Origin of the sequence: Pseudonocardia sp. (assembly GCF_025965585.1) — a bacterium.
GTDB lineage: Bacteria > Actinomycetota > Actinomycetes > Mycobacteriales > Pseudonocardiaceae > Pseudonocardia.
In genome coordinates this window covers 1-12,209 of the sequence record NZ_JAOPWR010000052.1, presented here as the reverse complement: position 1 = coordinate 12,209, position 12,209 = coordinate 1, and the positions used below count along the sequence as shown (strand labels likewise).

At 70.1% G+C, this 12,209-nt stretch carries 11 protein-coding genes; 7 read left to right on the top strand and 4 right to left on the bottom strand.

The genetic code is table 11. The features are described 5' to 3' along the window. Nucleotides 1-1,507, bottom strand: a 1,507-nt coding sequence (ctaD, locus tag JWR81_RS02915) for a cytochrome c oxidase subunit I (RefSeq protein WP_297646268.1), incomplete at its 3' end; no start/stop codon positions are given. 180 nt (nucleotides 1,508-1,687) lie between these two features. Between ctaD and JWR81_RS02910 the strand changes: the two genes are divergently transcribed. Further along, entirely contained in the window at nucleotides 1,688-1,969 is a 282-nt protein-coding gene (locus tag JWR81_RS02910) for an ABC transporter permease (protein WP_297646267.1), read from the top strand. Between the two features lie 12 nt (nucleotides 1,970-1,981). On the opposite strand, the gene JWR81_RS02905 is transcribed toward JWR81_RS02910, so the two are convergent. Then, nucleotides 1,982-2,764, bottom strand: a complete 783-nt coding sequence (locus JWR81_RS02905; protein WP_297646265.1) for a PIG-L family deacetylase — start codon at nucleotides 2,762-2,764, stop codon at nucleotides 1,982-1,984. Between the two features lie 64 nt (nucleotides 2,765-2,828). Here JWR81_RS02905 and JWR81_RS02900 point away from each other — a divergent pair, with 64 nt between their 5' ends. Continuing rightward, complete coding sequence (locus JWR81_RS02900) at nucleotides 2,829-2,966, top strand: hypothetical protein (protein WP_297646263.1); 138 nt, start codon at nucleotides 2,829-2,831, stop codon at nucleotides 2,964-2,966. Between the two features lie 85 nt (nucleotides 2,967-3,051). On the opposite strand, the gene JWR81_RS02895 is transcribed toward JWR81_RS02900, so the two are convergent. Both JWR81_RS02895 and JWR81_RS02890 read right to left on the bottom strand, forming a co-directional pair. Continuing rightward, complete coding sequence (locus tag JWR81_RS02895) at nucleotides 3,052-4,896, bottom strand: AAA family ATPase (RefSeq protein WP_297646261.1); 1,845 nt, start codon at nucleotides 4,894-4,896, stop codon at nucleotides 3,052-3,054. Between the two features lie 168 nt (nucleotides 4,897-5,064). Next, nucleotides 5,065-6,186 (bottom strand): NDMA-dependent alcohol dehydrogenase, encoded by a 1,122-nt coding sequence (locus JWR81_RS02890; RefSeq protein WP_297646259.1) that lies wholly within the window; start codon nucleotides 6,184-6,186, stop codon nucleotides 5,065-5,067. Nucleotides 6,187-6,404: 218 nt separating this feature from the next. Here JWR81_RS02890 and JWR81_RS02885 point away from each other — a divergent pair, with 218 nt between their 5' ends. From JWR81_RS02885 to JWR81_RS02865, 5 genes are all read left to right on the top strand, one after another. Continuing rightward, entirely contained in the window at nucleotides 6,405-8,006 is a 1,602-nt protein-coding gene (locus tag JWR81_RS02885) for a benzoate-CoA ligase family protein (RefSeq protein WP_297646257.1), read from the top strand. An 85-nt stretch (nucleotides 8,007-8,091) separates the two neighbouring features. Continuing rightward, the gene (gene boxC / locus JWR81_RS02880; RefSeq protein ID WP_297646255.1) at nucleotides 8,092-9,804 is read left to right on the top strand and encodes a 2,3-epoxybenzoyl-CoA dihydrolase; all 1,713 of its coding nucleotides are present in this window, start codon (nucleotides 8,092-8,094) and stop codon (nucleotides 9,802-9,804) included. A gap of 7 nt (nucleotides 9,805-9,811) precedes the next feature. After that, nucleotides 9,812-11,224, top strand: a complete 1,413-nt coding sequence (boxB, locus tag JWR81_RS02875) for a benzoyl-CoA 2,3-epoxidase subunit BoxB (RefSeq protein ID WP_297646253.1) — start codon at nucleotides 9,812-9,814, stop codon at nucleotides 11,222-11,224. Nucleotides 11,225-11,285: 61 nt separating this feature from the next. Then, nucleotides 11,286-11,627 (top strand): ferredoxin, encoded by a 342-nt coding sequence (gene fdxA / locus JWR81_RS02870; RefSeq protein ID WP_297646251.1) that lies wholly within the window; start codon nucleotides 11,286-11,288, stop codon nucleotides 11,625-11,627. A gap of 165 nt (nucleotides 11,628-11,792) precedes the next feature. Next, nucleotides 11,793-11,954: a DUF805 domain-containing protein gene (locus JWR81_RS02865; protein ID WP_297646249.1), complete on the top strand. Its 162-nt coding sequence runs from the start codon at nucleotides 11,793-11,795 to the stop codon at nucleotides 11,952-11,954. Nucleotides 11,955-12,209 lie beyond the last annotated feature (255 nt).

Here is a 12,209-nt window from a genome sequence, read left to right as displayed (position 1 = left end):
TGACGACCTTGCCGTAGCGGTAGCTCTTGAAGACGTTCCAGATGAACGGCAGCGTGGACGCCCCGAGCACGAACGCTCCGATCGAGCTGATCATGTTGAGCGTGGTGAACCCGTCGGTGGGCAGGTAGTCGGCGTAGCGCCGCGGCATGCCCTCGGCACCCAGCCAGTGCTGCACCAGGAACGTGAGGTGGAACCCGATGAAGGTCAGCCAGAAGTGGATCTTGCCGAGGGTCTCGTCCATCATCCGGCCGGTCATCTTCGGGAACCAGAAGTAGATGCCGGCGTAGGTGGCGAACACGATGGTGCCGAACAGCACGTAGTGGAAGTGCGCCACCACGAAGTAGGTGTCCGAGACGTGGAAGTCGATCGGCGGCGACGCCAGCAGGATGCCGGTCAGGCCGCCGAACAGGAACGTGACGAGGAAGCCGAGGGCGAACATCATCGGCGTCTCGAACGTGATCTGGCCCTTCCACAGCGTGCCGATCCAGTTGACGAACTTGACGCCCGTCGGGATCGCGATGAGGAACGTGGTGAAGGAGAAGAACGCCAGCAGCACCGCGCCCGTGGCGTACATGTGGTGCGCCCACACGGCCACCGACAGCGCACCGATGGAGATGGTGGCGTAGACCAGTCCCTTGTAGCCGAAGACGGGCTTGCGGGCGAACACCGGGAAGATCTCCGAGACGATGCCGAAGAACGGCAGCGCGACGATGTAGACCTCGGGGTGGCCGAAGAACCAGAACAGGTGCTGCCACAGGATCACGCCGCCGTTGGCGGGGTCGAACACGTGGGCGCCGAAGTGCCGGTCGGCGGCCAGCCCCAGCAGCGCCGCGGTCAGCACCGGGAACGCGATGAGGATCAGGATCGCGGTCACGAAGATGTTCCAGGTGAAGATCGGCATCCGGAACATCGTCATGCCCGGGGCGCGCATGCAGACGATCGTGGTGATGAAGTTGACGCCACCGAGGATCGTGCCCAGACCGGAGACGACCAGGCCCATGATCCACAGGTCGGCGCCCGCACCCGGGGAGTGGATGGCGTCCGACAGCGGGGTGTAGGCGAACCAGCCGAAGTCGGCAGCGCCGCCCGGGGTCAGGAAGCCCGAGAGCACGATCAGGCCACCGAACAGGAACAGCCAGTAGGAGAAGGCGTTCAGCCGCGGGAACGCGACATCGGGGGCGCCGATCTGCAGCGGCACGATGTAGTTCGCGAACCCGAACAGGATCGGCGTCGCGTAGAGCAGCAGCATGATCGTGCCGTGCATGGTGAACAGCTGGTTGTACTGCTCGTTGGACAGGAACTGCAGTCCCGGTCGGGCGAGCTCGGCGCGCATGAGCAGCGCCATGGCCCCGCCGACCAGGAAGAACCCGAACGACGTCACCAGGTACAGGATCGCAATGTCCTTGGGATCCGTCGTATGCAGCATCTTCAGCAGCATGGATCCCTTGGCCGACTGTCGCGCCGGGTAGGGGCGCGATGTGATCGGCTTGGGGGCAACAGCTGTCACTGTGGCTCGTCTCCTGCCCTGAGGGGTATCGAGCAGCGCCCATGAGGCTCGGGGCCCTGCCGTTGATCTGTCGGTCAGCTCGGTGAGGATCGTAGCTCTACCCGTCGTCGAAGGCGCGCCCCGGGTTGGGGGATGTGATCGGAACGGTGGGCCCGGTCGGCTCAGCGGAGAGGAACGACGGTGGGGCCGACGGACGTGGTGATCGGGCCTGCGCTCGGGGTGGCCGTCCCGATCGGACTCGCACCGCTGCCCGCGGTGGGCGGGCTCGTGACGCTCCCCGGCGCGTTCGTCGGGATGCTGCTGGGCGACGCGAGCCCGGTGGCGGCCGGCGCCGTCCAGCTGCTGGTCCTGGTGATGCTGCTCGCGGTGGGGACCGTGGCCGCCGCGGTGACCGTGGAGTTGGTCTGCCGCAGGTACGTCCGGCGCTCCACGGAGCCGGCCGTGCTCACCGAGCAGGCCTGACCGCCCGTCCCCTCAGTGCAGGGGGACGAACAGCTCGTCGAAGATCTCCGGCGTCGCCGCCGGGCTGGGCAGCGGGTCGACGATGTAGAACTCCGTGCCCAGGCCCATCGCGAACATCGCGTCGGGCATCGCGAGCATGAAGTGGTCGGGGGCCATCTGGCTGGCGTGGGCGCGCATCGAGTTGCGCTTCTGCTCAACGAAGTCCACGGCGTCGACGCGGTGGGTGATCTCGGACTCGGGCTTGCCGATGTTCGGGAGGTCCGGAGGCAGCTCGGCGCCCGCACCCTTGGCGCCGCGGAGCATCCAGTCCCGGTTGATCGTGCCCTGCGCGACGATCGGCACCGCCGCCAGCTCGGCCGCCCGCTTGCCCACCCGGTGCACCTGGATGTGGTCGGGGTGGCCGTAGCCGCCGTTGTCGTCGTAGATCGTGAGGATGTCGGGCTCCTCCTCGTCGAGGATCACAGCCAGCATCTTGGCCGCATGCTCCACGTTGGCCTGCCAGAAGCTGTACGGCGCCTCGTTGCTCGGCTCGCCCATCATCCCGGAGTCGGTGTAGGGGAGGAACTCCACGCGCTTCGCCCCGATCACGGCGGCGGAGGCGTAGCACTCGGCGGAGCGCCGCAGGGGCAGCTGCTCACCCGGCTCGAGGACGCCAGGCACGGGCTCCCCCAGCTCGCCACGGGTGGCGAAGACGAGGACGACCCGGTGACCGGCGGCCGCGGCCCGGGCGAGAGTGCCCCCGGAGGCGATCGACTCGTCGTCGGGATGTGCATGGAAGGAGACGATGGTGCCCACCGCACAACCCTACGGCCGCCTCACGCCGCCGTGACGTAGCGGGCACGGCGGGGGGGAGGCCACGGTGCCGCGTTCCGCGGAACGCGCCGCGGACCCCGAGCGCACTCTGAGCGTCGTGCGGCCCACGCCCACCACGCTGAGATTTGCACTCACCCGCAACGCCGGGTCCCTCGTCGTGTCGGGCTGCATCGCCGGCGTCTGACGGGGCACGGTCCTGTTCACACCGTGATCGGCGCGAGTTGAGCGTCTCCGCTGGTCGATCCGCAGACCCGCCCACCTCGCGGCGATCAGGCAAGGATGCGGGTGAGCGCCGGAGCGACCTCGGCCAGGCGCATCACCGTCTGTGCCCGGCCGCCGCCCCGCGCCGCCAGCGCCGCCGCGGCCGTCTCCGCCTCCGCTCCCCCGAGCGGGACGAGGACGTGGAGGCGGTCGATGCCGGCCAGTGCCGACGCCGGCTCCTCCCCCGCGGTGTGCAGACAGTCGCTGAGCAGCACCACCATGCGTTCGTCGGCCACCGCCCCCGCCAGCTGCCGCGACGCCTCGCGCAGCCCCGAGGCGAGGTCGGTGGTGCCGTGGCCGCGCAGGGCCACCAGGTCCGACAGCAGCTCCTCGGGCGGCCGTCGCACGCCCTGGGCCTGCAGCACCTTCACCCCCGCGCTGAACGCGAGGACGGACGGCTGCAGCTTCGGCGGCCCGGTCTCGTTGGCGACGATCACGCCCGCCGCGGCGACGGCGGCCAGTGCCACGGCGAGGCCCTGCATCGACCCGGAGATGTCCACGACGAGGCAGACGGCACGGCGGTGCGCCGTCCAGGTGCGGGTGACGATGTCGTCCGCGGCCGGGACGCGGGAGCTCCCCGGCTGCCAGCGCTCCAGCGTGCGGTCGAGGTCGAGGTCGCCGTCCAGCCGCGTGGACGGACCCAGCCGGCGCGTGCCGCGCGCCTTCGCCGGCCCGACCCGGCCCAGCTGGATGAACACGCGCCCGGCGAGCCGCCGAGCCTCGGTGCGCAGCTGGACGTCGGTGGCCACCGCCATGTCGGCGAGCAGGGCGGCGGCGGCCTCGGGGTCCCGCGCCACGGCCGCGTCGAACGCGTCGGGGTCGAGCTCGCCGAGCTCGGGTGAGACGTCCTCGAACGCCGGGTGCTGCTGCGCGAGCTGCTGGCGGCCCTGGGTGCGGGCGGCCTGCTCGCGTCCGGGGCGGGTCCGGGGCTGGAAGCCCGGCGGGGAGCTCCCCGCCGGGCTATCTCCTTTTCCCTCGGCGTCCGCGCGGTCCTCATCGGACGACGGCTCGGGGACGTCGGCGGGCCACAGCTCCTCCAGCAGCTCGTCGATCACCGACTCGGCCGTGCGGTCCACCCCGTCGGTGATGCGGATGCGGCCCGACAGCGCGGCGTACGCGGCGTCGCGGGCGGTCTCCCGGCCCGGCTGCGTCTCACCGCGCAGCTCGGCGAGCCCGGTGAGCACGAGCGCGAGGTCGATCGCGCCGCGCACCGAGCTGCCCATCCGGACGTCGCGGTGCTCGCGGGTGGCCCGGGTCAGCGCCACCGACAGGTTCACCCACTGCCCGGTCAGGCCGCTGACCGAGCCCGTGATGACACGCTCGCCGTCCTCGTCCTGGTAGCCGAGCACCACGCGGCACATGCGGTCGGCGATGGCCTGGCTGACCCGCGCCGTGCCGACGGCGTCGAACGGGTTCATCGCGGCGATCAGCCGGAAGTCCTTGCCCGCGTGCACCGTGCCCAGCCGGGGCACGGCGATCTCCCCCTCGGTCAGCACCGTGATGAGGACGTTGAGCGTCTCCTCGGGGACGCGGTTGAGCTCCTCCAGGTAGAGGAGCCCGCCGCCGCGCATGGCCGTGAGCAGCGGCCCGTCGACGAAGTTGTCGGGCTTGTAGCCCTCGGCGAGCACCTGCGACGGGTCGAACTGCCCGACGAGCCGGGCCGGCGTCAGCTCGGCGTTGCCTTCGACGAACACCACCTCCTGGCCGGTGTCACGGGCGATCGAGCGCAGCAGCGTGGACTTGCCGGTGCCGGGCGGGCCCTCGATGACGACGTGACGGCCGGTCATGAGCGCGACGGTGAGCACCTCGCGTTCACGGCGCAGACCGACGACAGGGGTGGGTGCGGATGTCACGGATCTCCTTACGAACAGCGAGCGGCGGGGCGGTCTCCGTGGAGTCCGCCCCGCCGCGAGCGAGGGGTCAGCGTTGATGCCTCGACCCTGACCAGCAGATCCAGCGTTGCTGCTTCGACCCTGACCAGCAGATCTCAGCGTCGATGCTTCGACCCTGACCAGCAGATCTCAGGTGTACTTGATGACGCCGCGCATGATCTTGCCGTCGTGCATGTCCTGATAGCCCTGGGCCACCTCGTCGAGCGAGTAGTTCTTGGTGACCAGCTCGTCGAGCTTCAGCACGCCGGACCGGTAGAGGTCCAGCTGGCGCAGGATGTCCCAGTTCGGGTTGGACGCGCCGAACAGCGAGCCCTGGATGCGCTTCTGGAACAGCGTGACGTCGGCGAGCGAGACGGGCAGCGGGGTGGTGTCGGCGATGTCGCCCAGCGCCGTGACCACCACTGTGCCGGCCTTGCGGATGGACGCCATGGCCTGGCCGACGTACTCCGGCTTGATCACGCCGACGGTGATGATGGTCTGGTCGGCACCCTGGCCGTTGGTGAAGCCCTGGGCGAGCTCGGTGGCCTCCTCCATCGTCTCGACGGCGTGGGTGGCACCGAACTGCTGGGCCTGCTCGCGCTTGAACGCGACCGGGTCCACCGCGATGATGTTGGACGCGCCGGCGTGGGCCGCACCCTGCACGGCGTTGATGCCGATGCCACCGATGCCCATGACGATGGTGGTGTGGCCGGGCTGGACACCGCCGGAGTTCACCGCGGAGCCCCAGCCGGTGCCGACGCCGCACCCGACGAGGCAGGCCACCTCGAGCGGGATGTCGTCGGGGACCTTGACGCAGGAGTCCTGCGACACGGTGGTGGTCTCGACGAACGTCGAGATGCCGCACATCTGGCCGACGGGCGTGCCGTCGAGCATCTGCAGGCGGGTGGTGGGCTCCTCCCAGCGGGTGCCCGCGAGGAGGCCGGCGCCGAGGTCGCAGAGGTTCTGCATGCCGGAGGAACACCAGCGGCAGTGGCCGCAGGACGGCAGGAACGAGAAGACGACGTGGTCGCCCTCCTTGATGCCCTTGGTGTTGAGGCCCGCCCTGGTGACGACGCCCGCGCCCTCGTGGCCGCCGGCGAAGGGGTAGACGCCGACCGGGATGTCACCGGTGGCGATGTGGTCGTCGGAGTGGCACAGGCCGGACGCGACCATCTTGACCTGGATCTCGCCGTCACGGGGGTCGTCGACGTTCAGGTCGACGACCTCGTACTTGCCCGGCGCTTGCCGGACGATGGCTCCACGGGTCTGCATTGGCTTGTTCTCCCTTGAACGGTGACGGTCGAGGCACTCGCGGGATGTGTGCCACGCCACGCACGGCCGTTCATAGCAGGACGCGCATGGATCTGGGAAGCGCTGCCTCCCCCAATGGGCAACAGGATGTCGACCACCGGCGATTTTCTACAGACCGTTGACGGAGCGTGATCAAGCAGTAGAGTTCGGACACCTCGAACCGGACTGCGGAGCGCCCAATGACGGAATCGTTCAACGCCGCCGTGTACCTCACCGAGCGCCGCCTCGCCGCCGGCGACGCCGAGCGCACGGCGATCCGCCGCCCGGGCGGGTCACTGACCTACGCGGAGCTCACCGAGGAGGTACGCCGCGTCGCGGCCGGGCTGGTCGCGATCGGCGTGCGCCCCGAGGAGCGGGTGCTGATGTGCATGGTGGACGACGTCGAGCTCGCCGCCGCGATCCTGGCCACGATGTACATCGGCGCCGTCGCCGTGCCGTCGTCCACGATGCTGACGGGCCCGGAGCTGGGCAAGCTCGTGGTCGACTCCCGCGCCCGCGTGCTGCTGGGCAGCCAGGAGTTCGCCGGCACCGTCGTCGGCTCCGCGGCAGGCGCCCCCGACCTGCGCCACGTCGTCCTCACCGGAGACACCGCACCCGACGTCGCCGGCGTCACGGGCCTCACCTGGGCACGGCTGCGCGACACCGAGCCGCTCACCGCCCCGTACCCGACCTGGGACGAGTCACCGGCCCTGTGGCTCTACACCTCGGGCACCACCGGCACCCCCAAGGGCGCGATGCACCGCCACGCCGACATCCGGTTCGTGTGCGAGACCTACGGCGCGCGGGTTCTGGACATCGGGCCCGACGACGTCTGCCTGTCGGCGGCCAAGCTGTTCTTCGCCTACGGCATCGGCAACTCGCTGTTCTTCCCACTGTCGGTCGGCGCGAGCAGCGTGCTGGAGCCCTCCCGCCCCGACCCGGCGCACTACGGCGACCTCATCGCGCGGCACGGCGTCACGCTCTTCTTCGGCGGGCCGAGCTTCTGGGGCCCGCTGATGGCCGCGGACCTGCCGAAGGAGACGTTCGCGACCGTCCGCAACGGCGTCTCGGCGGGCGAGGCGCTGCCGGCGCGAATGTTCCACGGCGTCCGCGAGCAGTACGGCTTCGAGATCCTCGACGGCATCGGCTCCACCGAGGCGCTGCACATCTTCATCTCCAACGTGCGGGGCGGCGTGGTCCCCGGCAGCTCCGGGTTCCCCGTGCCGGGCTACCGCGTGGAGCTGCGCCGCGCCGACGACAGCGTGATCGACGGCGTCGACGAGCCGGGAATGCTCTTCATCGCGGGCGAGTCGATCTGCACCGGCTACTGGTGCCGCACCGACGTCAACCGCGCGGTGTTCCAGGGCGAGTGGATGCGCACCGGCGACCAGTACGTCCGCTCCGCCGACGGCAGCTACGCGTGCCTCGGCCGGGCCGACGACGTGCTGAAGGTCGGCGGCATCTGGGTCAGCCCCACCGAGGTCGAGACCCGTCTGCTGGAGCACCCGCTGCTCGCCGAGGCCGTGGTCGTCGGCGTGCCGGACGAGGACGGCCTGGACAAGCCCGTCGCCTACGTCGTGCCGCGGCCGGGCGCGCAGATCGACGCAGACGAGGTGATCATGTTCTGTCGCGCCGGGCTGGCGTCGTTCAAGCGGCCACGGATGGTCGTCACGGTGGACGAGCTGCCGAAGACGGCCACGGGCAAGATCCAGCGCTTCCGGCTGCGGGCGATGGCCACCGCCACCGTCACCCCGGCGTCGGCCGCGGCCGCGGCCGCCGACGTCGCCGACGCCCAGGCGTAAAAACGTTCTACAGAGCTTTGCCGTTGCGCCGTCATGTTGTAGAGTGATGGTCAACCCCACCGCGCTCGGCGCAGGAGGATCACCGATGACCACCACCATCGAACCGGCCCAGGCCGCCCCGGACGTCCCCACCGTCTCGTTCGACGCCGATCCGGCCTTGTACAAGCACTGGAAGCTCGACGTCGACGGCGAGATCGCCTACCTGCGCCTCGACATCGACGAGGCCGGCGGCATCGTGCCCGGCTACGAGCTGAAGATGAACAGCTACGACCTGGGCGTGGACATCGAGCTCTACGACGCCACGCAGCGGCTGCGCTTCGAGCACCCCGGAGTGCGCGCGGTGGTGCTCACGAGCGCGAAGGACCGCAACTTCTGCGCCGGCGCCAACATCCGGATGCTCGCGCAGTCCAGCCACCCGTGGAAGGTGAACTTCTGCAAGTTCACCAACGAGACGCGCAACGGCATCGAGGACGCCACGGCCAACTCCGGCCAGGTCTACATCGCCGCCGTCAACGGCACCGCGGCCGGCGGCGGCTACGAGATGGCGCTGGCGTGTGACCAGATCCTGCTCATCGACGACAACTCCTCCGCCGTCTCGCTGCCCGAGGTGCCGCTGCTGGGCGTGCTGCCCGGCACCGGCGGGCTCACGCGCGTGATCGACAAGCGCAGGGTGCGCAAGGACCGCGCCGACGTGTTCGCCACGAAGTCCGAGGGCGCGCGCGGCAGGCAGGCCGTCGAGTGGAAGCTCGTCGACGAGGTGATCCCCAAGCGCAGCTGGGACGAGACGGTCGCCGAGCGCGCGGCCACCGCGGCCGCCCGCTCGAACCGCCCCGCAGGCGCCGAGGGCGTCCCGCTCACGCCGCTGCAGCGCGAGGAGACCGCCGACGGCATCACCTACCGGCACGTGAAGGCCGAGTTCGACCGCGAGCAGGGCCTGGTCGAGATCACCGTCCTCGGGCCCGAGGGCGACGTGCCCGACACGGTGGAGCGGGTGCACGAGCTCGGCGCCGAGTTCTGGCCGCTGGCCATGACCCGCGAGCTCGACGACCTGATCCTGCGGCTGCGCGCCAACGAGCTGGAGCTCGGCACGTGGGTGATCCGCACCCAGGGCGACGTCGAGGACGCGCTCGCGTTCGAGCGGGTGATCGAGCAGTACTCGGGCTCCGACTGGCTGGTCAACGAGATCCGCCACTACTTCAAGCGCACGCTCAAGCGCCTCGACGTCACCTCGCGGTCGCTGATCGCGCTCATCGAGCCGGGCTCGTGCTTCGCCGGGGCGCTGCTGGAGCTGGCCCTCGCCTGCGACCGGCAATACATGCTCGACGGCCTCATGGAGGACGACGAGGGCGAGGGCCAGGAGGGTGGGCCGGCGCAGATCGTGCTGTCGGCGTCCAACTTCGGCTCGTTCCCGATGAGCAACGGACTGGGCAGGCTCGGGTCGCGCTTCTGGGGCGACGACGCGCACGTCGCCGAGCTGCGTCAGGAGACCGGCCGCCGGATCGAGGCGGCCGAGGCGATGGAGATGGGGCTCGTCACCGACGCCCCGGACGACATCGACTGGTCCGACGAGATCCGGATCATGCTGGAGGAGCGGGCCTCCCTCTCCCCCGACGCGCTGACCGGCATGGAGGCCAACCACCGGTTCGTCGGGCCGGAGACGATGGAGTCGCGGATCTTCTCGCGGCTCACCGCCTGGCAGAACTGGATCTTCGTTCGGCCCAACGCATCGGGCCCCGAGGGCGCGTTGCGCAAGTACGGCACGGGACGCAAGGCCGACTTCGACCGCAAGCGGGTGTGAGGAAGACATGAGCATCGACTACTCCGAGAAGATCCCGAACAACGTCGACCTGGCCGGGGACCGGAAGCTGCAGCGCGCCCTGGAGTCGTGGCAGCCCAACTTCCTCAACTGGTGGAAGACGATGGGCCCGGCCGTCCCCACCGAGGACGTCTACCTGCGCACCGCCGTCGCCGTTGGCCGTGAGGGGTGGGCCCACTTCGACCACGTGGCCATGGAGGAGTACCGCTGGGGCGTGTTCCTGGCCGAGCGCAACGCCGACCGCAGGATCGCCTTCGGCGAGCAGAAGGGCGAGCCGGTGTGGCAGCAGGTGCCCGGCGAGTACCGCGCCGACCTGCAGCGCCTCATCGTCATCCAGGGCGACACCGAGCCCGCGTCGGTCGAGCAGCAGCGCCGCCTGGGCGAGACCGCCCCGAGCCTCTACGACCTGCGCAACCTGTTCCAGGTCAACGTCGAGGAGGGGCGGCACCTCTGGGCGATGGTCTACCTGCTGCACGCGTTCTTCGGCCGCAACGGCCGGGACGAGGCGGAGGCGTTGTTGCAGCGCAACTCCGGCGACCTCGACAGCCCGCGGATCCTCGGCGCGTTCAACGAGGAGACCCCGGACTGGCTGTCGTTCTTCATGTTCACCTACTTCACCGACCGGGACGGCAAGTACCAGCTCGGCACGCTGAAGGAGTCGGCGTTCGACCCCCTCTCCCGCACCTGCGAGTTCATGCTCAAGGAGGAGAGCCACCACATGTTCGTCGGCACCACGGGTGTCGACCGCGTGGTGACCCGCGCCGCCGAGCTGACCCGGGAGTTCGACAGCGAGGACATCGCCCCGCACGGCGGCATCCCGCTCGACGTCATCCAGAAGTACATCAACTTCCACTACTCGGTGTCGCTGGACCTGTTCGGCTCCGAGCAGTCCACGAACGCGGCCAACTACTTCACCGCCGGGCTCAAGGGCCGCTGGCAGGAGGAGCGCCGCAAGGACGACCACGTCCTCACCGAGAACGCGGCGCACATCGACCTCATCCGCGACGGCGTGCTCACCCAGGACGAGGTGCCGGCGCTGCTCGCGCTGAACTCCGACCTGCGCACCGAGTACATCGCCGACTGCGAGAACGGCCTCAAGCGCTGGAACCGGGTGCTGGAGAACGCGGGCCTCGACCGCCGCCTGTACCTGCCGCACCTGGGCTTCAACCGCGGCGTCGGCCTGTTCTCCGACCACCACGTCACGCCGAAGGGCGACATCGTCGGGCCCGACGTGTGGGAGGCGCACAAGGACAGGTGGCTGCCCACCGAGGCCGACAAGACCCACGTCCGGTCGCTGATGAAGCCGGTCTACGAGCCCGGCAAGATCGCCTCGTGGATCGCCCCTCCGACGAAGGGCATCAACGACAAGCCCTTCGAGTACGAGTACGTCCACTTCAGCTGACAGGATCGCGAGGAGGCCGTCGCACCGGCGGCCTCCTCGCGGCGTTTCCGAGGAGTTCCCCGTGCCGTACGTGATCGCCGAGCCCTGCATCGACGTGATGGATCGCTCCTGCGTGGACGAGTGCCCCGTCGACTGCATCTACGAGGGCTCCCGCAAGCTCTACATCTCCCCCGTCGAGTGCATCGACTGCGGCGCCTGCGAGCCGGTGTGCCCGGTGGAGGCCATCAGCCAGGACCGCGCCGTCGACCCCGGCCTCGAGGCCCACGTCGAGGACAACGCCCGGTTCTTCGACTCCGTGCTGCCCGGACGCGACGAGCCGCTCGGCGCGCCCGGCGGGGCCATGAGCGTCGGCGCCGTGGGGGTCGACACCGAGCTCGTCGCGAAGCACGATGCCGCGGGCTGAGCAGCCGGTGATCTTGCTCGGCTCCCGGCGAGTTCCCTGACCTGGTCGCCGACGAACGGCGACGCCATTCCTCGGGGGAGTTCACGGCGAGCTGGTATCCCGGGGTCCTGAATCAGTACGTCGACCTCCGCGGGCGCCCCCGGCGCCGGGAGTTCTGGATGTTGCGTGGTGGTTCGGCGGCTGCGCGACCGCGACCACACCGGCTGGTGGGTGCTCATCCTGCTGACCCCGGTCACCGGCTTCCTCGTGATGCTCGTCTTCACCCTCTCCGAGGGCACCCGCTGGCCGAACAGGCACGGCGCCGACCGAACGCGGCGGTCCCGCTGACGACCGCATCGGTGTCGGGATCGATACCGATGTCAAGGTGAGACGCGAACGGTCCCCCGGGGAACTAGCGTCGATCGAAACCCTGCCCCGAAGGAGTGCGGCGATGGCGCTTCCCCGTCCGGCCCGGGTCGCCGGGAGCGCAGGCTCCCGTGGGCGCACCGACTCCCGCCAGCTCGTCTACGACTTCGTGGACGGCAGCCGCGAGCAGGTCGACCTGCTCGGCGGCAAGGGCGCCAACCTCGCCGAGATGACGAA

What these genes read in the sequence shown, in the direction of transcription:
- boxC (WP_297646255.1), top strand. Translation starts at nt 8,092, where the DNA reads ATGACCACCACCATCGAACCGGCCCAGGCCGCCCCGGACGTCCCCACC.
- boxB (WP_297646253.1), top strand. Translation starts at nt 9,812, where the DNA reads ATGAGCATCGACTACTCCGAGAAGATCCCGAACAACGTCGACCTGGCC.
- JWR81_RS02890 (WP_297646259.1), bottom strand. Translation starts at nt 6,186, where the DNA reads ATGCAGACCCGTGGAGCCATCGTCCGGCAAGCGCCGGGCAAGTACGAG.
- JWR81_RS02885 (WP_297646257.1), top strand. Translation starts at nt 6,405, where the DNA reads ATGACGGAATCGTTCAACGCCGCCGTGTACCTCACCGAGCGCCGCCTC.